This window comes from Moorena sp. SIO4G3 (assembly GCF_010692305.1).
Classification (GTDB): Bacteria; Cyanobacteriota; Cyanobacteriia; order Cyanobacteriales; family Coleofasciculaceae; genus Moorena; species Moorena producens_A.
In genome coordinates this window covers 1-20,188 of sequence record NZ_JAAHIG010000037.1, presented here as the reverse complement: position 1 = coordinate 20,188, position 20,188 = coordinate 1, and the positions used below count along the sequence as shown (strand labels likewise).

Below are 20,188 nucleotides of genomic sequence, written 5' to 3'. Positions count from 1 at the left end.
ATGAGGTACACCTTATTTTTTACCTCTTGCCCGCCTCCCTTACTAAGGGCTAGGGGGGATTCCTTTTGCATCTTGCCTATTAACTGCTCCCTGCTCCCTGCTCCCTGCTCCCTAAAACCCAGAGATTTGTACCTCATGAGTATAATAAGTGCTAGAAATGCCTAGAATTAAACGCGCACTTCTGTTTGTCTGGCATAGTGCGCCTACTTTAACCACTATCAAAGTCATTCTAATTATTGTCCAAGGGTTACTACCCCTAGCCTTGCTCTATCTGACCAAGTTAGTTGTAGATACAGTTGCTACCAGCCTCACCCTATCGGATAAACAAGCCGCCTTCAGTCAGATAATGTTTCTGCTTGCTGTTGCTGGGGGAGTAACCTTAGTAACTAGCGTTTCCCAGTCTCTATCTCAACTTGTTAGTATTCTCCAGTCTCAAAAAGTTACCGACTACATGGAAGGGATGCTTCATGACAAGTCGATGGCAGTAGACTTAGAGTACTATGAAAATGCCGAATACTACGATATGTTGCAACGGGCACAACGAGATGCTCCGGAACTCCCGAACCAAATTCTCCATCGTCTGGCAGAAATTGGTCAAAATAGCGTTTCTTTATTAGCAATAGTCGGCTTGTTACTTTCTTTTCATTGGGGAATTGCAGGAGTTTTATTTGTTGTCGGCATTCCTACTATGTTAGTGCGTCTTAAATATGCCAAAATTATGTATCATTGGCAGCGAGAACGAACGCCTATTAGAAGACGAGCTAACTATTATGGCGGTTTGCTAACTAGAGATAGACCAGCTAAAGAAATTCGCCTGTTTGATTTGGGTAGTGTTTTTAGTCAGCGCTTTCATCAGTTGCGATGGCAACTATACCGAGAAAGCTTTACTATTGCCAAAAGCCGTTCTATGGCAAACCTGGGGGCACAGGCTTTTAGTGGCATCATCATGCTTGCTGCCTATGGTTTTATTATTTATCAAACCGTTCAAGGTCTCCTTACTCTAGGAGATTTAGCCCTCTATCATCAAGCATTTAAACGGGGACAAAGTGCTTTTAGTAGTGTTTTAGGTGGCTTATCTGAGTTTTATAAGGATAGTTTATTTCTCAATAATCTCTACGAGTTTCTCGATCTCCAACCCAAAATTACCGAACTACCTCATCCCAAATTAGTACCGCAACCGATACAGAAGGGAATTGTCTTTAATAATGTTAGTTTTCAATATGCTAATACGACTCGTCAGGCCCTCAAAACTATTAACCTGACGCTACAACCAGGAGAAACTATTGCCTTAGTAGGAGAAAACGGTTCGGGAAAAACCACCCTAATCAAACTATTATGCCGTTTATACGAACCCACTTCTGGCAGTATTACTATTGATGGCATCGATTTACGCCAATTTCAACTCGACCATCTACGCCAGCAAATCAGTGTTATTTTCCAAGACTATATGAAATATCATCTCACTGCCCAGGAAAATATCTGGTTGGGTAATGTTGCTCTTTCTCCCACTGATAACCAAATAAGTAAAGCAGCTTTTCGTTCTGGTGCAGATCGAGTCATCAATACCTTACCCAATGGTTATGACACCATGCTAGGTAAGCTATTTGACCAAGGGGAACAACTCAGTATCGGGCAATGGCAGAAAATCGCTTTGGCAAGAGCATTTCTACGAGACTCCCAGGTAATAGTTTTAGATGAACCTACTTCTGCTATGGACCCCAAGGCAGAATATGAGGTCTTTCAGAAGTTCCGTCAACTGATAAAAGACCAAGCTGCTATCCTAATCAGTCATCGCCTATCCACTGTAAAAATGGCCGATCGCATTTATGTAATGGATAAAGGTTCTATTACCGAAAGCGGTACTCATGAGGAATTGATGCAGCTAGATGGAACTTACGCCTATTTATTTGAAACCCAAGCTCAAAATTACCGATAAACGCTTTATGACTACCTTAGTTCAACCAGAAATTAAAACACCATTAGGAGTCACTAACCCCGAAGTAGTCCTAAATAAGTAAGGATGAGTTCTAATGATGAATGAAGGGAGCATGTCACTTATGCAGAACATTTATACTAAAGCTATAGCCCCCGTCAGGTTTTAGCTTGCTCTGATAGTATATATAGCAATTCTACTACTTGTGAGGTACAAATTTCTGGTTTTTAGGGAGCAGGGAGCAGGGAGCAGGGAGCAGGGAAGAGGGAAGAGGGAAGAGGTCAAAACTAATGTGTACCTCATGAGTCCTAGAAACGCTATAGTTCATCTGTTCTGCAACTTTGACCTGCTCCCTTTAGTTTTCTTCGGCAAGCTGTTCCTTGCTAATCCCGATTTACCCAAACGGTTTGAACTAGATGCCCAATTAAATACACCCAATCCTAAGACATTTTACGGTCGAGGGGACAAGGATATAGAAAAGGGGTATACAGACTATCGATTCCTATAAAAAGAAACGTAAGCATTCAGCAGTCAGCTGAATGCTTACAAAAGTAAAAAGTAAAAATAAACAAGTAACAATAGGGCTCCTAAATCAATTGTGATAATTTTTGTTCCCTACTCCCTACTCCCTACCTCATAAGGGTAGGTTTTTTACAAAGACGTCAGGTGTGGGGTGTGGGGTGTGGGGTGTGGGGTGTGGGGGATAAGAAAATATACCATTATTGTCGTTGTCTTGATGCAATAGCGAGTGGGGGAAACCCCCAAGACCGCGCTGCATCGCTAAAAATCATCATTGTCTTGATCCAATAGCGAGTGGGGGAAACCCCCGCAGGTCGGCGCTGCATCGCTTGTTCGTTGTTTTCCTTTTCCTCTCCCTCTGGGTCGTCCCATGTTTTACCCAAATGTAAAAAACCTACCCCTGTGAGCTACTCCCTACTCCCTACTCCCTACTCCCTTTGGAAAATTAACAATTAACAAACTGTCATCAGCACATCCTGATGCATCCTTGCCCGGTCTACTAATGACTGAATTTGATCTTTAGTCAATGCTTCACCATTAGCATAGTGTTCTAGCCAGGTTTTACTAATCACATTGGGGTCATCTGGTAAACTAGCAACATCCCATCCAGGTAAATCCAGTTGCTCCATCAGGTAGTTAACTTTGGGGTCATAACTGAGGGCAAAACATCGACATTCTTCCGCTGCTGCCATAATCAAACTGTGGTAGCGCATGCCAATCGCCATTTCCACCCCCCGAAATAATCCTTTCAATTCTCTAGGGTCTTCTATAGAAAAGATCTGATGGGGACCGGTTAACTCAGACGCAATAGATTGGGCAATGGCCAAATCTCGGGAAGCTTGGAAAGGAACTAATAAAATACAGGTTTGTGTGGCTTTCTGAAAATCCACTAAGGCATGGGTCAGATTCTTCAGGCGTTTGGGAGTTAGGGTAGAATGCGATCGCAAAGTAACTGCTACTCTTGGTGCTGGTAAATCCCACAATCCTGGTACAGGTTTGGAGTCTAATGCCCAAACTGGATCGGGAGCCATAATAAAGGGAATTTCCCAATCCGCTAACAGTGTCGCTGAGCCATAATCCCTGACACTGACTGCTGTACATCCGGTAAAGGACCGCTGGGCTAGCGAACCAATCAGCCGACGCTTAATTGGACCAACCCCCTGGGCCCAAGCAATTGTTTTCAGACCCATCCTTTGAGCTAATCCCATTAAACCACAGTAGTAGAGAGGGCTAGCGGCACTAGTCACATCTTGGATTAAACTACCACCCCCCCAGATGAATAGTTCGGAAAGGCGCATGGCCTTGAGCACTGGTAGGGTGGACATGCGATCGCAACTTTCCACTCCATAGCGCTGACGAGTTTGAGTGGGGTTGCCGGAAAGGACTATCGGCTTCACTGACTTTGGTAGCATTTGCAGCAGTGACGCTAACAATGCTTCATCGCCACCGTTGCCCTTGCCGTAATATCCACATAAAACTGCTTTGACTTGCTTCATGCCTTCAACTCGTCTTGCCTACTATAGCACTACGCATTAAGGTGTTTGACATTGATACAAGCTGAAAGGCTGTTATAGTAAACTTTTGCCTTTTGCCTTTTGCCTTTTGCCCTTGCGGGTAGCGCTATACTCCCTATATTCCCATCTGTTCATCCATCCGTTGCCCCTGATTGCATCTTATTGCATGCGATCAATAGTACGATATTGAATGGCTTCAGCAACATGTTCGGTTTTAAGGTCATCATCACCACTCAGGTCGGCAATGGTACGGGCAACTTTGAGAATACGGTCGGTGCCTCTAGCAGAAAGACCAAGTTTGCGAATAGCTGCTTCTAATACATTACGGGAAGTCTCATCTAATTGACAGAATCGACGTAGATGATGGCTTTGCATCTGAGCATTGCAATGAAGAGTGGGTTCAGTTTGGAAGCGGTCACGAGTGCGATCGCGTGCGACTTGGACTCGTTCTCGCACCGGTGCTGATTCTTCTCCTGTAGACTGTCTAGTGATTTCTTCAGGTTTAAGCCGATTGACCGCTACTTGTAAATCAATGCGATCCATTAATGGTCCTGATAGCTTCGACCAATATTGTTCCCGTTGGCGAGGGGAACAGCTGCAGGGTTGGATCGGGTCACCAAAGTATCCACAGGGACAGGGATTGGTACTAGCCACTAAGGTAAACTGAGCAGGAAACTGTACCGATTGGCGGGTGCGGGAAATAGTGACTTGTCCGTCTTCCAAAGGTTGGCGTAAGAACTCTAGGACATTGCGCTTGAATTCTGTCAACTCGTCTAAAAATAAAACTCCCCGGTGGGCTAAGGAAATTTCTCCCGGTTTCGGAAAACTACCACCACCCACAAGAGATGGACCAGAGGCGGAATGATGGGGACTGCGAAAAGGGCGATCGCAAATCAGTTTGCCGCGATTTTTCAATAAGCCAGCAACAGAATAAATTTGAGTGACTTCCAAAGCTTCAGCAAAACTCAACGGTGGCAAAATTCCCGGTAATCGTCGCGCCAACATGGTTTTACCACTGCCAGGAGGACCGACAAAGATTAAATTATGGCCCCCAGCCGCAGCAATTTCTAAAGCTCGACGCCCATGAGCCTGACCTTTAACATCCGTTAAATCCGGTGCAGTAGACTGATAAACTTGCAACTCCCCCACACTATCAATCTCTACCGGTGAATAGCGCTTTGGCTGGTCAAGGAAATCAGCAACATCTGATAGGTGCTCAAATCCATACACAGTGATGCCATTCACCACTGCAGCTTCTGTAGCATTGTCAGCAGGAACCACTAACCCAGTAATTCCCATTTGCTTTGCTGCCGCAGCAATTGGAAGTACACCAGCCACAGGTCGCAAACTGCCATCAAGGGACACTTCTCCGAGAAATAGGTGGTCTCCCAATAACTGAGGATTTAACTGTTCCGATGCCGCTAAAATACCAACACTGATCGGTAAATCAAAACTAGGACCTTCTTTCCGTAAGTCAGCCGGAGCCAGATTAATCACAATCTTGCGTATCGGAAAGGCAAAACCAGCATTTTTCAGTGCTGCTTTCACCCGTTCTCGGGACTCTTGGACAGCGGTATCTGGTAAACCAACGACTACAATTCCCGGTAAGCCACCGGACACATCTACTTCAACCCCTACTTTTACAGCATCAATGCCGATAATTGAACCACTCCAAACCCTAGCCAGCATAGTGTTAGCCTGATACGTGTTTTGGGACAAGGAAAATCAAATAAGGGGAGAGTAGGAAAACTCCCCATCTCCCCATTACCAGTCTCACCTTTTCCTTCGTTTCTCTTTTTCACTTAAAGGCAAGTATAGTGCTTATCCCCTGGAGAGTTTAACCGGAAAATTACATAAATACTGATATCCTTTCCATAAAAGGGATGTAACCTAGTATTTTCGGGGAATCGGGAATCGGGAATCGGGAATCGGGAATCGGGAATCGGGAATCGGGAATCGATAATTGCTAATGGGTAATCTTACGAGCATTAGCCATTAGCAATTACCTATTACCAAAAATCCAGGCACTAATTGGGAAGACATTAATCGAACTTGAGGTTACAGATAGTTTTACCAAAAAATTTGGGTAATCGCGCCCCGTCCTTACAGGACGGCTTTTTTTTGTTCGCAACTGAAGGCTCCAAAGGAGCATCTATGTATTGACAGTTTTATCGCACCGTGTTAAGATAAAATAATAACAAAAAAATAACTAATGTTCTAGATAAACATGATCACAGAATAAGTAGACAGTGTAAAAAACATGTTTTGAGATAATCATGTTGCACAATCAAGTCTAACGATTTGGACGTCTATGAAAGTCTAAGATCAAAAAAATGTTCATCTAAATTTGTTATGTAAATTTGTTATCTATTTTAGGTACGGTGGGGCACACCGAAACCTAGGTCATAGACCAAATACGCTTGTGGAGAGGAGACCTCTATTTTTCCTGGCTCCGGCAAGGGATAACAAGTCACCCCGTGGAAGCAAGAATCCCCGTCCTTCCAGGGCAGGGAGTGTCAAACTAACGCAACAATTATAGTAGACCTCTTACAAAAGTATTGTTCTGATAGTGTTTGTCTCAATTCTTGTTCTGATGATCCGCTGCTCCGAAGTTCTCTGTTCCCTACAACTGCCGCCAAGTCTAGTATACTGAGGTTGGGTTCATAGGAATTACCCATGGAGTCGTTTGAACCAGGTTTTATTGAGCGCCAGCTGATTCCTCAAAATCTACTGCGTACTATCCGGCTGATTGGTGAGTACAAAGGCAAGCAAGAACTGTTCAAAGAACAGTCACCCCAAGTTTTGCAAACACTACTTCAGGCGGCGATTATTCAGAGTACTGAGTCCTCCAACCGCATAGAAGGCATTACAGTGCCCCTGGAACGCATCAAGGAACTGGTAGCGGAAAAAACTACGCCCCGCGATCGCTCCGAACAAGAAATTGCTGGCTATCGAGATGTACTTAGTACGATCCACAGCAGCTATGCTAACATCCCTTTCACTCCAGGGGTGGTGTTACAGCTGCATCGTGACCTTTACCAGTTTTCTGTTGGTGAGGGTGGGCGCTGGAAGTCGGTAGATAATGAAATCAGCCAAACTTATCCAGATGGTACAAAGGTTGTGAGGTTTCAACCACTTGCGGCTTATGCTACACCATCCGCGATGGAACGCTTGCACGAACAGTTCAATCGCCTCTGGCAGTCTGAGGAATTCGAACCTTTATTGCTCATCCCCACCTACGTCTTGGATTTTCTGTGCATCCACCCTTTTAGTGATGGAAATGGACGGATGGCTAGGCTGCTGACACTACTGTTACTATACAAAGCTGGTTACGAGGTGGGGCGGTTTATTAGTTTAGAACGCATTGTAGAACGCACAAAGGAAAGCTACTACGATACACTTTACCAGTCCTCCCAAAGCTGGCATCAGGGACAGCATAGTTTGTTACCTTGGTGGGAGTATTTTCTGGGAGTGTTGGTGCTATCGGCGTACCGGGATTTTGAGAAACGGGTTGGGTTAGTAACCTCAACCAAAGGCGCTAAAACAGCGATGGTGGTAGCTTCCATTAACAATATAGTTGGAGATTTTTCGATCAAGCATTTACAGGAACAATGTCCTACTGTAGGAATTGATATGATTCGCCGTATCTTGCGCCAGGAAAGGAAGGCTGGGCGGCTCGAATGCCTTGGGCGAGGGCGAGATGCCCGTTGGCGGAAGAAATAGGTACTGTACCTATTAAATAGGTACTGACAAGCTAGTTAGTACCTATTTAATAGGAATTTCCGTTGGAGAAGCTGTGTGCTCAGGCTTGTATCCGCACCTTCAAAGCCCCGTGGCAACCACAACCGTTGCTCATCTGACTCCCCATCTCCCCATCTCACCACCCATACCCTGCATTACATACATTACACACCTCCCTCTCTTTCCCTATTCCCTGTTCCCTATTCCCTGTTCCCTATTCCCTAAAACCAGAAACTCTGTACCTCACCAAATTAAAAACCGCTATATTACAAATATTGTTCCACTAAGGCAAGAATCTTATCTTCTTGAAACCCTTGGGCTAACTCTTTGAGGTTGTTAGCAAAAGCCATATATTTGTGATCCAGTTCTTCGAGGTAGATAGCTCGCTCCCGAATTTTTTTCATACTGCCCAACATCGCCAACTCATAGAGCACTTCCATCTCTTCTAGTGGCGGAATCACTAGTTCAGTTGGCTCTACTGAACCGTTTTCAGAGTTCATATTTGAAACCTGATCATTCTGTTCGTAAACCCACTCCAGATGTAAATACTTTCCTAACAAGGTCAATAACTTTGGTTCATCTACGGGTTTAGACAAAAAGGCATCACAACCGGCAATTTTACTCTTTTTCTGATCCATATCCAGTACACTAGCAGAGATAGCAATAATTGGCACTTCTCTAATCTCTGGAATTTGACGAATTTCCTTAATGGCTTCAAACCCACTTTTAAGCGGCATAACTAAATCGCTCAAAATCATATCCGGTTGAATTTGCTGAGCCAATTCCACTTCCTGCTGACCATCTTCACCAGTGACAACCTCAAATCCCAAGGGTGCCAGCATATTCTCAAGAACTAAGCGGTTTTCGAGTTTGTCATCTACCACCAATAGCCTACGTTTTTTACCTCGATATCCTATAATTTTATCGGGGATTTCAGCTTGAGTTTCCCCACTGATAGCTGCCAGAGTAAAACTAACTTCAAACCAGAACCTTGACCCTTTACCCAATTCACTGGCGACCTTGAGTTCACCACCCATTAATTCCACCAGTTGCTTGGTAATAGCTAATCCTAAACCTGTGCCCTCAGACCGACGTTGAGTATCACCCACTTGTTCAAAAGGTAGGAATATTTTCTCTAACTGCTGGGGAGTCATACCCACCCCAGTGTCAATAATCTCAAAACAAATAGTTGAAGTAGTAACGTGAGACTCTGTAACCCTCACCCCCAACGTAACTTGACCTTGTTCGGTAAATTTAATGGCGTTTCCTAACAAGTTTAGTAAGACTTGTCGAAGTCGTTTTTCATCAGCTATAATTCCAATAGGTAAGTTAGACTCAGGTTGGTATTTGAACAAAATATCTTTCTCTAACGCTCGCATTTTTATCACTCCCACAACACTGTCGAGGAAGTTATTAAAATGGATATCATCGGGGTAGAGTTCCATTTTACGGGCTTCGATTTTGGATAAGTCTAATATGTCGTTGATTAGGGTCAACAAATGAATCCCGCTTTTGTGGATAATTTCTAAACCATCGGTTTGGCGGGAACTGAGATTATGTTCTCGCTTAAGAATTTGAGCATAGCCAAGAATGCCATTGAGGGGGGTGCGCAATTCGTGACTCATATTCGATAGAAATTCGCTTTTAGCCTGGTTGGCAACTTCTGCTTTGTCTTTCGCATCTGCTAGTTCCGCCGTACGTGCTTCCACCCGTTGCTCTAAGGTTTCAAAGGATTCTTTCAGTTGCACTGCCATTTGGTTAAAGGATTCACTCAATTCCCCCACTTCATCAGAGCGCTTAATAGTTACAGTTTTATGCCATTTCCCTTTAGCAATGTCTTTAGCAGCCCTATTGAGATGTAAAATCGGTTTTATTACCCACCGTGCCGTAAAAATGCCGATGATTGTTGCTACAATTAGAGCGGAAATACACAGCAGTATGGAGAGCCTGGTATTGGCGTTAATTTCCGCCATAAAATCTGACTCTGGTATGACGATTACCACTAGCCAATCCAAACCGCGCTGGTTATTCAGAGGAGTAACTTGGACAAATTGACGTTCTCCATCAAGCTTAACGTTAAACTGCTGTGCTGCTTCAATTTTGGAAAGATTGTCAATGTTTTCAAGCAAATATTGTGCTGTAATTTTGGTTAATGGGTTTTGACTGTTTGTGGCCTTAAGTCGTTGAGCTTGATTGTCTTGATTGCTGAGCACAAAGGGTTGTTCAGATGTTGAACTAGCAATTAACTCTCCTGACGGTTCTAAAAGAAAAACTTGACCAGAAGGACTGATGGTGAGTCCGCGCAGGAAATCACTAATCAGGCTAAGAATAAGATCAACAGCTATAACACCATGAAAATTTCCTGCCTGGTCTTGAACAGGGGCAGAGAAACTGATTCCGAGTTTGCCATCGGAAAAGTTGTAAATTTCGCCCCATGTGGGTTTAGCTGCCTCTACCGCACTGATATACCAGGGTCTTTGGCGCGGATAGAAGGCTTTTGAGACCAACAACTCAGTGCGCTGACCTTGGTCGTCTAAAGCATAGGTATTGCGAATTGGGAAATCGACGAAGTCCCTAACAACGAAGGTTCCATCTGGTTCCCGTCTGGCAAAGGCATATTCTAGCTGTTCTGGATTGCCTGCAATATAAATAGAACGAACAGACTCAAATAGTTTGACTTGTTTCCAGAGGTGACGTTCTAAGACAGCAAGATTGTTAAAACTTAATTGTTGGAGCTGCCAAGCATTGATATTACTTTGAGCAATAATATAAGGGTACTCTAAGTAATTCTTCAGATGCTCTTGAACGCGGTTAGTAATTTCGCTCTGTAACTGGAGTGCAAGTTTATTAACCGCTTTCTCGCCATTTCTAAAGGAAAGATATCCCACTAATCCAACCGCTGTGAAGATCTGCAATACAAAAGGGACAATTAGGACAGTTCCTAGGGAAACCTTGGAGACCAAACGGTTGAGGGGTTTGATGGTCATCGTCATGACTTTGAAAAAACAATTGCTGTTCAACCTTGAGATAGATTCCAGCCAAACTGAAATCATGGTATTGCTAGCAATCGGCTGTTGACGATGAGATCGTGATCAGGATTGCTCTGATCTTAGTTTTCCCCAAAAAAAGAACGAAATACCAGCTTTTTTTACCGGCGTTGCTAAATCACGGTATGATTTCACTCACTGGCAATGTTCCAAAAGAACCGTTTCCCGAACGCTTTTTGAACAATCCATCACATCAATCACAGTTTAATTCTAAAGGCCGGTTTCCGCCTATTGAGAAAACCCCGTTTGGGGAGTTGCGAGTTGGGGAATTATGGGCGTTCGCGTAGCGTGCGCCAGTGCGCAATCGCGTAGAGGATTAGATTCACCAAAAATAGGGGGCTCGAGGGATGAGAAGCCCTTGCCTAATGGCATAGGGAGGGATAATCCCCCGTAGCCAACCGTTCGCGGAGCGTGACCAAAGGTCAAGGGTTCAATACCCTTGTTCGCGTAGCGTCGGGCAAAGCCCGAGGTTGGCTAATAAATCTTCCGGAATAGTCAGAATCTTGTTGTAGAATAAAAATAGACTGAAATAGGCAGGGCACTCTTCTTCTTCGGAGAAACGGCTAAGCCAGTAGGTTAGTATCGGCGAGTGATACGTAAAACGAAGTATTGGGGCTGTCCGAGAATTGACTCGGTTGTAGAAGCTACGAATGCGAGCAATCCCTCGCATTCGTAGAGTAAGCCAGCCTGGAGGTTCGGCGCTTAACCCTTAAATTCAATCAATTTCGAGTTTAGGCGCGTTAAGTCTGCTAGGGCTACTGAAACCAACACGCTCTGGGATCCGGGAAAGCCCCCGGCTTCCAGCCGTGGGGAAGCTTACTCAACCTCCCGCCATCGGGAGGTTGTAGGCATAGTCTCACACTCGTGGGATCAAGGGTTGCTTTCATCTCCGAGTTTGTCGCCTTCTTACTTCATCTGATTTCTGGAGGAAGCGATTGCCAATCATCTTGTTCGATGCGAGCCACTAACTCAAACCACCCTTTCCCATCCGGTCGAAATACTACTGCTTCTCCCTGAGCGACCTTTAAACCTGTTAGAGCCTTAATGTTTGTACTGTGGGCAGATAAAACCGTATTCGTCCCTACCCTGGGGACTGTCTGTAGCATCTCATGAAGATTTTTCCAAAGCCCTACTGGATCATAACTGGGTGTGTCTGGAATAGCGTTTAGGCTTTTGACAACTTCGATCTCCGCCACATCCTCATTGAAAGCATACCAAAGTGTTTCGATGCAGCGACAAGCCGGACTTGCCAGGACTCTACCTACAGGGATGTTGAGCTGTTTAAAATGCTCTCCAACATTCTGCATATCGACCAAACCATCCGCACTTAAGGGTCGTCCAGGATCTAAACACTCTTGAAACTGGTCAGGCAATTGGTCAATCGCATCTGGTCGCACATCTCTGACCGCATTTCCGTGTCTAAAATAAATGACATGACCCCCTTTTTGCAAAGCACTCAATAGTTCTGCGCCAGTAGAGTCACCCTCAATCGTAAGTGCTTTTGCTTCTGGGGACGAGCTTTGCAATCCCACAAGAGCAAGGCTTAAGGCGACAACAGCAGAACTAATAAAACTAAACCCTTTGATGCTGTTCCTTTTTTTCATAAGTCAGTAATTAGTCCAGGGCAAACGCATCTAAATTTTATTGACATGTGTCATTTGTCATTAGTCATTGGTCATTAAGTTGTTGTTGTTTTGACTTCATGGTGTTGCTGATTATGGCTATGATTGTGCTCCCCTAGCCCCTTAATTTTGATACCGCTGGCGAAACAATTAACACGCTGAAAGCCCTAACCAACCGGGGCTTTACCAAAATCAAATGATCGCGCATTCACACTTCAATTCAGCAACACCTGCCACAGATTGTGATTGAGCTAGCGCAACTTTTTACACCTAGACCTGAGTGCGCTATTGCCGCACCCAGGACAGGATGTTGGGTTTAGTTATTTGGATAAGATTCAGCAGGTCTTTGGGAATCTTCATCTGTGAGGGTTTTGTACGGCAGGCCGTCAAATTTTTCACTTTTACTCACTCGATAGTAGGCGCTCACAAAGGTCAATACAAAGATGATCCAGATACCAACACCCCAAATTACATACTTATGTAGTTCCTGGATCGATACTGTTCTTTTGGTGAGCGTAACTTTTGTTGTTGTTTGTTGCATAATACCTCTTTTGTCAAATCTGTAATCTTGTCACATATGTGCCGTGTGTAAGCATTCAGCTTATGCGCTACGCGAACAGCTTATGCGCTATGCGCACGCTACGCGAACAGTATTCAGCTTTCAGCCAAAGACCTGTGGCCAGGCTACTAGATCGGTACTTTTGAATAAAATAAGCTGACGGCTGAGCGCTGACGGCTGAGCACTAAGGCTTGAATCCTTACTGCGGTGTTAGATATGTCAGTGCTACTTAGGCATGAGCGGTAAATAGGGAAAAATCGGATGCCAGTTCATAATTGTGGCAGCGGCGATGAACGTAAATAGCCAAAATATCAGGGTCTTTGCCTGGACTTGGCGATTCTGCCAAAGTTGAGCCAAGATGAACCAACTGAGAAGCCATCCTACTAGCATTACCGTTTCTTTGCCAGAGTAGCTGCCGATCTCGCCATAAATTGGATCTGGATTCCGACTGCCTGGAATCCAACCCCCTAGATCCCAAACAATTTTGTTCCAAACTTTGTAAATGGATGTTAGGTGTTGGTTAACCATCAACAGGAAACAACTAAATGCAGCGCTAATCAATGCTGCTGCTGCTGGTCCAGAGAGCGTTGGGGGAGATTTAGAGCCAGAGGCTAAACCCTTTGGAAATTGTTTAAGCTGTGTCCAAAATTTGCTGTATAGAGGTTGACTAGAAAAGTCTTGAGAGGAGTGTTGAGACATTTTTCTTGAGCAATATTCTACAGAGAAAGAATTTTAAAAACAAAAAACAGCTATAGACCATGGGTTTTAGCGACATTGAGTCCGCTAATAAAACCACCCAGGGCGAAAAACATCATCGCCATCAAGGCAATACTGGTAGCTGCTAGTACAGGACGGTTTTTCTTTTCTAAAATTGAGTCGCCATATTTCCAGAGAACCCAGGTGCAGGCAACTCCTAGGGGCAGAGTAAACAGGACTGTAAATTCGTGATACTCCATGAATAGGTAATGGACCAGCGGAGTATTTTCTCTGATCCAGGCGCGCGCACCCCCCAGAGGAGCACGGTAGCGCATATAGGCCCAATTACCAGAAACGATTGCCAAAAAAGCTAAGCAAGATGACCAAAAGGTCAATGTGCGGACTTGGGGCAAGATCTTAGCAGACCCTCTTAACAAAGGAAAAGCCAGATGTCCTGCATAGGCAATAACCAGCACTGCTAACATCGCAGCAGACCCATGGATAGCTCCCATTGTCCGTTGCCAGGGGCTAGGGCTTAACAAACTAACAACAGGTAAAAACAGGAATAGACCAGCAGATAGAATGCCAATGCCGTAGACGCACACAGTGGCAATGTCAATCGATCTGGGAAAAGTTGAGGTATGTGATTCAATGGATGGTTGCACCATGATTAAGCAAGCAATTTAGAGCTTGATCAGTAGCAGGGTAAGCGTAAGAATGAATACTTATAGGTATTATCCTTAACAATATTGATAATAAAGTGCAATAATCAAGATCTTCACAAGTTAATATTTTCTTAATCCTTAGTTGACCGTTATGATAGCAATTTACATACCTCTTGCTATTAATTAGTTAATAAAACTGACTGCCTGATACATCTTGATGTATCAGGCAGTCATACTTCGGATTGATCTAAAGAGGGAGCAGGCAGCAGCAGGAAAGAGCTTGGAGGATTTTTCGATGTTATGAAAAAGCGATGCAGCGCGGTCTTGGGGAGGCAGAGGTGCGACCCGTGGCGAATTTAATTACGGGTCAAGCGCACCTAAGCGCGGGGGTTTCCCCCATGAGCGACTGCCGTTCCACGGGGCTTTCAAGGTGCGGACGCAGGTGACCCACGCAGCCCCTCCCCATGAGCCACTGCATCAAGAATCAGCAAGATTGTTCATGACCTATTTATAAATGCTATATAGGGCAAGGATTAAGACAATATTAAGCCTTGAGCATCATCATTATTGCATTTTTTTTTCAATATTTTTTATAAAAATTATGCCTTATTGATTCTTGCCCTTACCCTGGCGTTTATAGCGTTTTCAAATCAGATGTGAAACTAGGATTGATGGTATAGCGCTGCGCTATACCTTGTTCAGAGCTTGGTCAAAGGTCATCAACAGGGATTCCAGGGAAAAAGTAGACTTAGCATGGATATAACCCCGCTCGGCTAGGCTATCTGCAGCGCTTGGATCACTTAGCAATTTACCAATGACCTTAGCTAGTGCTACTGGATCTCCTGGCGTTACCAAGTGACCAGTGTCGCCATCCTGAATCAACTCCACTGCACCACCAGCAGCAGCAGCAACGACGGGTCGTTTTGCCAACTGACCCTCGACAATCACCCGACCAAAGGGTTCCGGTTCAGTAGAGGTATGGAGTACAATATTGCAAGCAGACATCAATGCTGGCACGTCATTGCGAAATCCCAGCATGTGAACACGACCAGCAAGTTCTGGTGCCGCAGCCATAGCTTCGAGCCGTGAGGCGTATTCTGCTTCACCAAATAGGGCTTTACCAACCAACAGCGCGTGTACATTGGGGAGTTCCTGTAAGGCTTCTAGTAAAATATGCTGACCTTTCCAGTAAGATAGCCGACTGAATAAACCAACAAGTGGAGCATCACCAATGCCTAGCTGGTCACGGATTTGAGCGGATTGATCCGATACCAGCTTATCGAAGGGGTCTGAAGCAATACCGCCGTAAACCAGTGTTACTAGGTCTTCACGTCCCCCAGCAGTGATAAAGGCTTGACCAGTAGCACGAGAATTGACCAATATTTGAGATGCTAGACGATTAGCTAGGAAAACGGCTATGGCACGATTGAGGGAGCTAAAGTGTGGTGCGGTCACAATATCTCGCAGGTGCCAAACCACGGGAGGACCGCCCATCAAGGTTGCGATCGCAGCAGCAATGAAAGCTTTTTGGGAGTTGGCGTGTACTAGCTCAAACTCACGTCCAACTGCTGCTATTCGACAAGCCATCCACCACAGGGGAGGTAATGCCTTGAGAGCGGCGCTGAGTCCCCCTGAACTCCTTACGGATAAGATGGCTTGGGGTGCAGGTATAACCTTGACCTTCACCTGTGCAGCTTCGAGCCGTTCCCGGAACGGGCCATCGGCAAACAGTAGTACTTCGCTGGTGTCCCGGTAGGCAGTTGCGAGATCCAGCAGGCTTAACTCAGCTCCGCCCAAAACGGCGGCATGATCGACAAAAAGGACTCGACGGCGCTTCATAAGAGTGGGTAGTTCAAAAAGAGTGTTTCAAACGTGCAAAAGCTCACAGACTAATCTGATCACTGATCTCGGCACTATGATTTACTAGTCTAATGAGGCACTTTAATTTTTATTCTTGCTCTGAAGCTCCATGCTCTGAAGCTGCATTATCCCTAAAAGCAATAATAAACGTACCTCACCTAATTAAAAATTGCTATAAATGTTGATTAATTTATAGCAGCTTGATAGACCGATTTAATTCGTTGAGCAATCACTGGCCAAGTGTAATGCTCATGAACATAAGCTTGACAAGCCTCAGAGCTAGGTAGTTGACGCTGACCAGAAAATACCTCGATCATGCCCTGAGCAAGTTGATCAACAGAAGTCCCTTCAAACAATAAGTCTTCCGAAAAAGGCTGTAAAATCTCTGGAATACTATCTACAGGTGTTCCTAGAACTGGCGTTCCATTCACTAAGGACTCAATAACAATCAGACCAAAGCCTTCCCATGCCACGGTTGGCACAACTGAGAAACTGGCAGCACGGTAAGCTAGGGCTAAATCTTGGTCTGACACAAAACCCAACAACCGGACATGGTCAGTCAGTCCTAATGCTTCAATCTGTGCTTGCAAGGTTGGCATCAGTGTGCCTTTACCCGCTATCAGTAACAGGACGTCTGGATAGCGCTTACGCACCTGGTCCACTGCTGCAATTAAATTTTCTAAGCCCATGCGTTTAGCTAACCGTCGCACAGCTAAGATAATTGGTCGATCTTGAGGCCAGCCTAGTTTTGACCGTGCCTCCTGGGGTGTAATGGTGGTGTCGAAACGCTCGGTATCAACCCCCGGAGGAATGATGTGAATGCGCTCTAGTGGGATATGATACTCTCGGTGCAAGGTGTTACGGAAAGCCTCAGAAAGTACGATAAACTGGGCTATCCGTCTGTAAGTCACCCGCTCTAGCATCCATTTTAACCGAGTCGCAACGGTATTGCTGCCTTCTACATGCCCTTCTAATGCCCAAGGTCCTTGGAAGTGCATCACCATTGGGCGACTGTCTAATTGATCGAGGATTGGAAAGGTATATAAAGCAAAGTGGGACACTACTAGGGGGTAGTCTTCCTCCTTCAGCACTCGATGCATCGTCTGTCGGATACCGCTCCAGCGTTGCCAGAGAGGAGATTCATGGCTAGCAAAGGCTTGGACTTGACCACCGGAGTTTTCAGATACAGCGGTTGAGCCTGCCACTAAGCCACGCATCTCTACACCAGCTTGGGGTAAGTAACGAGTGCAATCGTAATAAACTCGGTTGAGTCCTCCTGCTTGTTCAGGGAACCAACCCATACCAATTTGAAGTGTTTTCACAGTACTATAGCCTCGATAGTTTTTGTTATAGCAAAGGGAGTAGGGAGTAGGGAGTAGGGAGTAGGGAGTAGGGAGTAGAGTGTGGGGAGAGGGGGAAGTGTGGGGAGAGGGGGGAGGGAAGAAGTAGTTTTCGAGCAGACTTGATATTAGGGGTCCATCTTTATGCGGTACATTAAAGCTTTAGCGTAAAAATCCTCTTCAGCAAATAGCAAGTATTCTCCATTTTTTCTTCGCACTACTCTTAAGGCCATCGGGACATCTAGCCAACCTGTGGTTGATTTGACTTCTGGGCCGGGATTTATTTTGCCAATCTCTTGACCTGTGCGAAAATCATAAACTCGCACTTTAGGGTATCGATTAGGATATTTTTCAAAACTATTATCGACATAGCCGACAAATAAATAGTCTCCCGAAATAGCCATACTTTTCGGTAAATCTGGTCTGACTCCTTCGGAGGTTTGATTGTAAGAAATGACTATTTCACCGGCTTTTTGTGGCGCTTGACTCCAATTTATATATTTAACAGCTCTGTTACCAATCAATCCCCAATCACCCCTGGTATTAAACGTTGGGGAATATCCAGCAATGTACATGGTATCGGTTTTCGGATGATACTCAAGTCGTTGAATAATTTGAAATTCCTTTGGCATTTCAAAGGATTGTTGCTGGTTAATATCGTAAATCGGGCTGCCGTAGGCATCAAACCGTTTAAGGGATAGTTTTTTAATCCCGTTTCTTGATGTACCTATCCAGATATTACCGTCATCATCAGGCCAAAATGCCCAAGCCCGATAATTTTGTCCTTGATTATATTCACCTTGTTCAGCCTGTTCCTCTTGTCCATTACCGTTTTTATCTTGCCAATAGCGATAATCTAATTGACTTCCCCAAAATGAGGCAGTGGGAATAGCGACTTCCCCATCAGTTGCCGGATTAAACCGATAAACATGGATACCAGCTGACTCGGTATACATACTATTAGTAAACATCAGCTTCCGACCCTTAACCCGGCGAATCATAGCACCAGCATTATGCTTGATAGTCTTCTTAATCCGATTATCATTAGGATACTTAAAGGGATTAACGGTATGGGCGACATGAGTCCATTCCTGACCTGATGATTTACTGTAATCTAGTTTAAACTGTTGATTTTTCGTATGAACAACAGTTTCATCCGCTGGATCAATATCAGGAATGTCAATAAATAAGAGACCTTGCAATTTCCAATTGAGAGTGCCATCCAGTTTGTAGCTATCCACGGTTAATCCACCGGCTTGCCAAGCGTAAATCCGACTGGGATCACTGGCGACATAAATATTATTATCCTGATCGACTCCAATCCCGGTAATGGAATTGAAATGTAAGGGTCTAATTTTTCCAATTTCCTGAGGACTTCCGGCGTAGATTCCCCCTTTAACACCAAAGGTTCCATCAGGAGTTGGATTTCCACTGCTGTCTAGATTTTTAAAGATTTTAATCTGGTTATCAGGTCCACCATCTCCTACTAATAGGCGATTTTGATTATCCACAACAATAGCTGTAGGGATGCGAACCGAATCAATTTTACCTTGAACTTTGCCCGTTTCTATATTTAACTTAAGGATCTTATTGGTCTTGTTCTGGATAACCCACAAGGAGCCAGTTTTATCTAAGGCTAACTTACCCGGTTGATTTACTGACCATTCTTTAACCGGTTTCATGGTTTGGGCATCATAAACTTTGATTTTATTGTTAGGGGTATCACTAACATATAAGCGACTATTATCTGCTGCAATTCCCCGAATCAAACCTTGATTAGTATTGATAATCAACATACTCTTATCATAGCCATTACCCCCCTTAAATTTTGCTCCTTTATAATTACTTCTGTTATAGCGACGAACACAATACCATTTATCATCAGAATTGGGATATCCTACGCCATAGCGACCCGTTTGTCTCATCGCCATGTAAATATAGTTATCATTCACTGCGATCGCAGTTCCCCCCGATCGTCCCCAGCCATGGGTAGCATCCAGTTGACCAAGAACATCACCATTTTTATAAACCCCCCCTTCTCTACCAGCTTCATCCCAGGGAGCATTAGCATAAACCGTACCATCGGGACTTACAGCCATCGCTAAAATCGATAGCTGGACATGTTTATCCTTGCCGGGAAGCTCACCTCCGGGACCATAGGTATTACCGATCCAAGAGGTAGTGTAAGTCAAGCGTTGGCTTGGGTTGGATTCAGCGGTTATAGTGTCATTGTTGCTAATCACAGAATGGGCAATTATTACCAAAACAGCGATCACAGGAACAATCGCAGCATATTGCCATTCGGAGATACGTATTGACATAGTTTTTTCCCTGAACTCGAAACTATTTAAAAGGCTGAAGACGGAAGACTTAAGGTTGAAGGTTAGATGGTTGAAGGTTGAAGGTTGAAGGTTGAAGGTTATTAGGTTGTTCGCCTTTGGCGTTCGGTGTAGGGTAGGTTGAAGGTTGAAGGTTATTAGGTTGAAGGTTGAAGACTGTAATATGATGTCGGGATAATTACCCTGTCTTGATGCAATAGCGAGTGGGGGAAACCACGGCAGTCGCTCATGGGGGGAACCCCCAAGACCGCGCTGCCTTCCCAAGACCGCGCTGCATCGCTTAATAAAAATCTCCCCATCTCCCCATCTCCCCATCTCCCCATCTCCCCATCTCCCCATCTCCCCACCCTCCA

General features: G+C 44.7%; 17 protein-coding genes and 1 pseudogene. 5 read left to right on the top strand and 13 right to left on the bottom strand.

Going from position 1 to position 20,188, the window contains the following annotated elements:
* Both F6J99_RS09645 and F6J99_RS09640 read left to right on the top strand, forming a co-directional pair.
* A complete protein-coding gene (locus F6J99_RS09645) occupies positions 1–165 on the top strand; it encodes a hypothetical protein (protein ID WP_293112737.1) in 165 nt (54 codons plus the stop codon).
* Entirely contained in the window at positions 158–1,936 is a 1,779-nt protein-coding gene (locus F6J99_RS09640; protein WP_293112736.1) for an ABC transporter ATP-binding protein, read from the top strand. Before F6J99_RS09645 ends, F6J99_RS09640 begins: the two co-directional genes overlap by 8 nt.
* Positions 1,937–2,098: 162 nt before the next feature.
* Here the strand turns inward: F6J99_RS09640 and F6J99_RS09635 are convergent, their stop codons facing one another.
* Entirely contained in the window at positions 2,099–2,236 is a 138-nt protein-coding gene (locus F6J99_RS09635; protein WP_293112735.1) for a hypothetical protein, read from the bottom strand.
* Here F6J99_RS09635 and F6J99_RS09630 point away from each other — a divergent pair.
* Complete coding sequence (locus F6J99_RS09630) at positions 2,235–2,441, top strand: hypothetical protein (protein ID WP_293112734.1); 207 nt, start codon at positions 2,235–2,237, stop codon at positions 2,439–2,441. The two genes, F6J99_RS09635 and F6J99_RS09630, sit on opposite strands and share 2 nt — an antisense overlap.
* Before the next feature lie 305 nt (positions 2,442–2,746).
* The gene (locus F6J99_RS09625) at positions 2,747–2,908 is read left to right on the top strand and encodes a hypothetical protein (RefSeq protein ID WP_293112733.1); all 162 of its coding nucleotides are present in this window, start codon (positions 2,747–2,749) and stop codon (positions 2,906–2,908) included.
* Here F6J99_RS09625 and csaB read toward each other — a convergent pair.
* Together csaB and F6J99_RS09615 are read right to left on the bottom strand one after the other, a co-directional pair.
* Complete coding sequence (gene csaB, locus F6J99_RS09620) at positions 2,905–3,948, bottom strand: polysaccharide pyruvyl transferase CsaB (RefSeq protein ID WP_293112732.1); 1,044 nt, start codon at positions 3,946–3,948, stop codon at positions 2,905–2,907. The two genes, F6J99_RS09625 and csaB, sit on opposite strands and share 4 nt — an antisense overlap.
* 177 nt (positions 3,949–4,125) lie before the next feature.
* Positions 4,126–5,655 carry a YifB family Mg chelatase-like AAA ATPase gene (locus F6J99_RS09615; RefSeq protein ID WP_293112731.1) on the bottom strand — a complete coding sequence of 510 codons (1,530 nt, stop codon included), beginning with the start codon at positions 5,653–5,655 and terminating at the stop codon, positions 4,126–4,128.
* 987 nt (positions 5,656–6,642) lie between these two features.
* Here F6J99_RS09615 and F6J99_RS09610 point away from each other — a divergent pair.
* Positions 6,643–7,689, top strand: coding sequence for a Fic family protein (locus tag F6J99_RS09610; RefSeq protein ID WP_293112730.1), 1,047 nt, complete (start codon positions 6,643–6,645; stop codon positions 7,687–7,689).
* A gap of 35 nt (positions 7,690–7,724) precedes the next feature.
* Here F6J99_RS09610 and F6J99_RS09605 read toward each other — a convergent pair whose 3' ends face one another.
* The 10 genes and pseudogenes from F6J99_RS09605 to F6J99_RS09560 form a co-directional block, all read right to left on the bottom strand.
* Positions 7,725–7,850, bottom strand: a complete 126-nt coding sequence (locus tag F6J99_RS09605) for a hypothetical protein (RefSeq protein WP_293112729.1) — start codon at positions 7,848–7,850, stop codon at positions 7,725–7,727.
* Positions 7,851–7,973: 123 nt separating this feature from the next.
* A complete protein-coding gene (locus F6J99_RS09600; protein WP_293112728.1) occupies positions 7,974–10,700 on the bottom strand; it encodes a hybrid sensor histidine kinase/response regulator in 2,727 nt (908 codons plus the stop codon).
* A gap of 484 nt (positions 10,701–11,184) precedes the next feature.
* Positions 11,185–11,424, bottom strand: a complete 240-nt coding sequence (locus tag F6J99_RS09595) for a hypothetical protein (protein WP_293112727.1) — start codon at positions 11,422–11,424, stop codon at positions 11,185–11,187.
* 241 nt (positions 11,425–11,665) lie between these two features.
* Positions 11,666–12,358 carry a hypothetical protein gene (locus F6J99_RS09590; RefSeq protein WP_293112726.1) on the bottom strand — a complete coding sequence of 231 codons (693 nt, stop codon included), beginning with the start codon at positions 12,356–12,358 and terminating at the stop codon, positions 11,666–11,668.
* A 334-nt stretch (positions 12,359–12,692) separates the two neighbouring features.
* Positions 12,693–12,917, bottom strand: coding sequence for a hypothetical protein (locus F6J99_RS09585; RefSeq protein ID WP_293112725.1), 225 nt, complete (start codon positions 12,915–12,917; stop codon positions 12,693–12,695).
* Positions 12,918–13,160: 243 nt separating this feature from the next.
* Positions 13,161–13,634, bottom strand: a complete 474-nt coding sequence (locus F6J99_RS09580; RefSeq protein ID WP_293112724.1) for a hypothetical protein — start codon at positions 13,632–13,634, stop codon at positions 13,161–13,163.
* A gap of 50 nt (positions 13,635–13,684) precedes the next feature.
* Entirely contained in the window at positions 13,685–14,299 is a 615-nt protein-coding gene (locus F6J99_RS09575) for a hypothetical protein (RefSeq protein WP_293112723.1), read from the bottom strand.
* Between the two features lie 684 nt (positions 14,300–14,983).
* Entirely contained in the window at positions 14,984–16,135 is a 1,152-nt protein-coding gene (locus F6J99_RS09570) for a glycosyltransferase family 4 protein (protein ID WP_293112722.1), read from the bottom strand.
* 206 nt (positions 16,136–16,341) lie between these two features.
* The gene (locus F6J99_RS09565) at positions 16,342–17,478 is read right to left on the bottom strand and encodes a glycosyltransferase family 4 protein (RefSeq protein ID WP_293112721.1); all 1,137 of its coding nucleotides are present in this window, start codon (positions 17,476–17,478) and stop codon (positions 16,342–16,344) included.
* A gap of 146 nt (positions 17,479–17,624) precedes the next feature.
* A pseudogene (locus F6J99_RS09560) lies at positions 17,625–20,188 on the bottom strand (hypothetical protein); the annotation flags it as partial.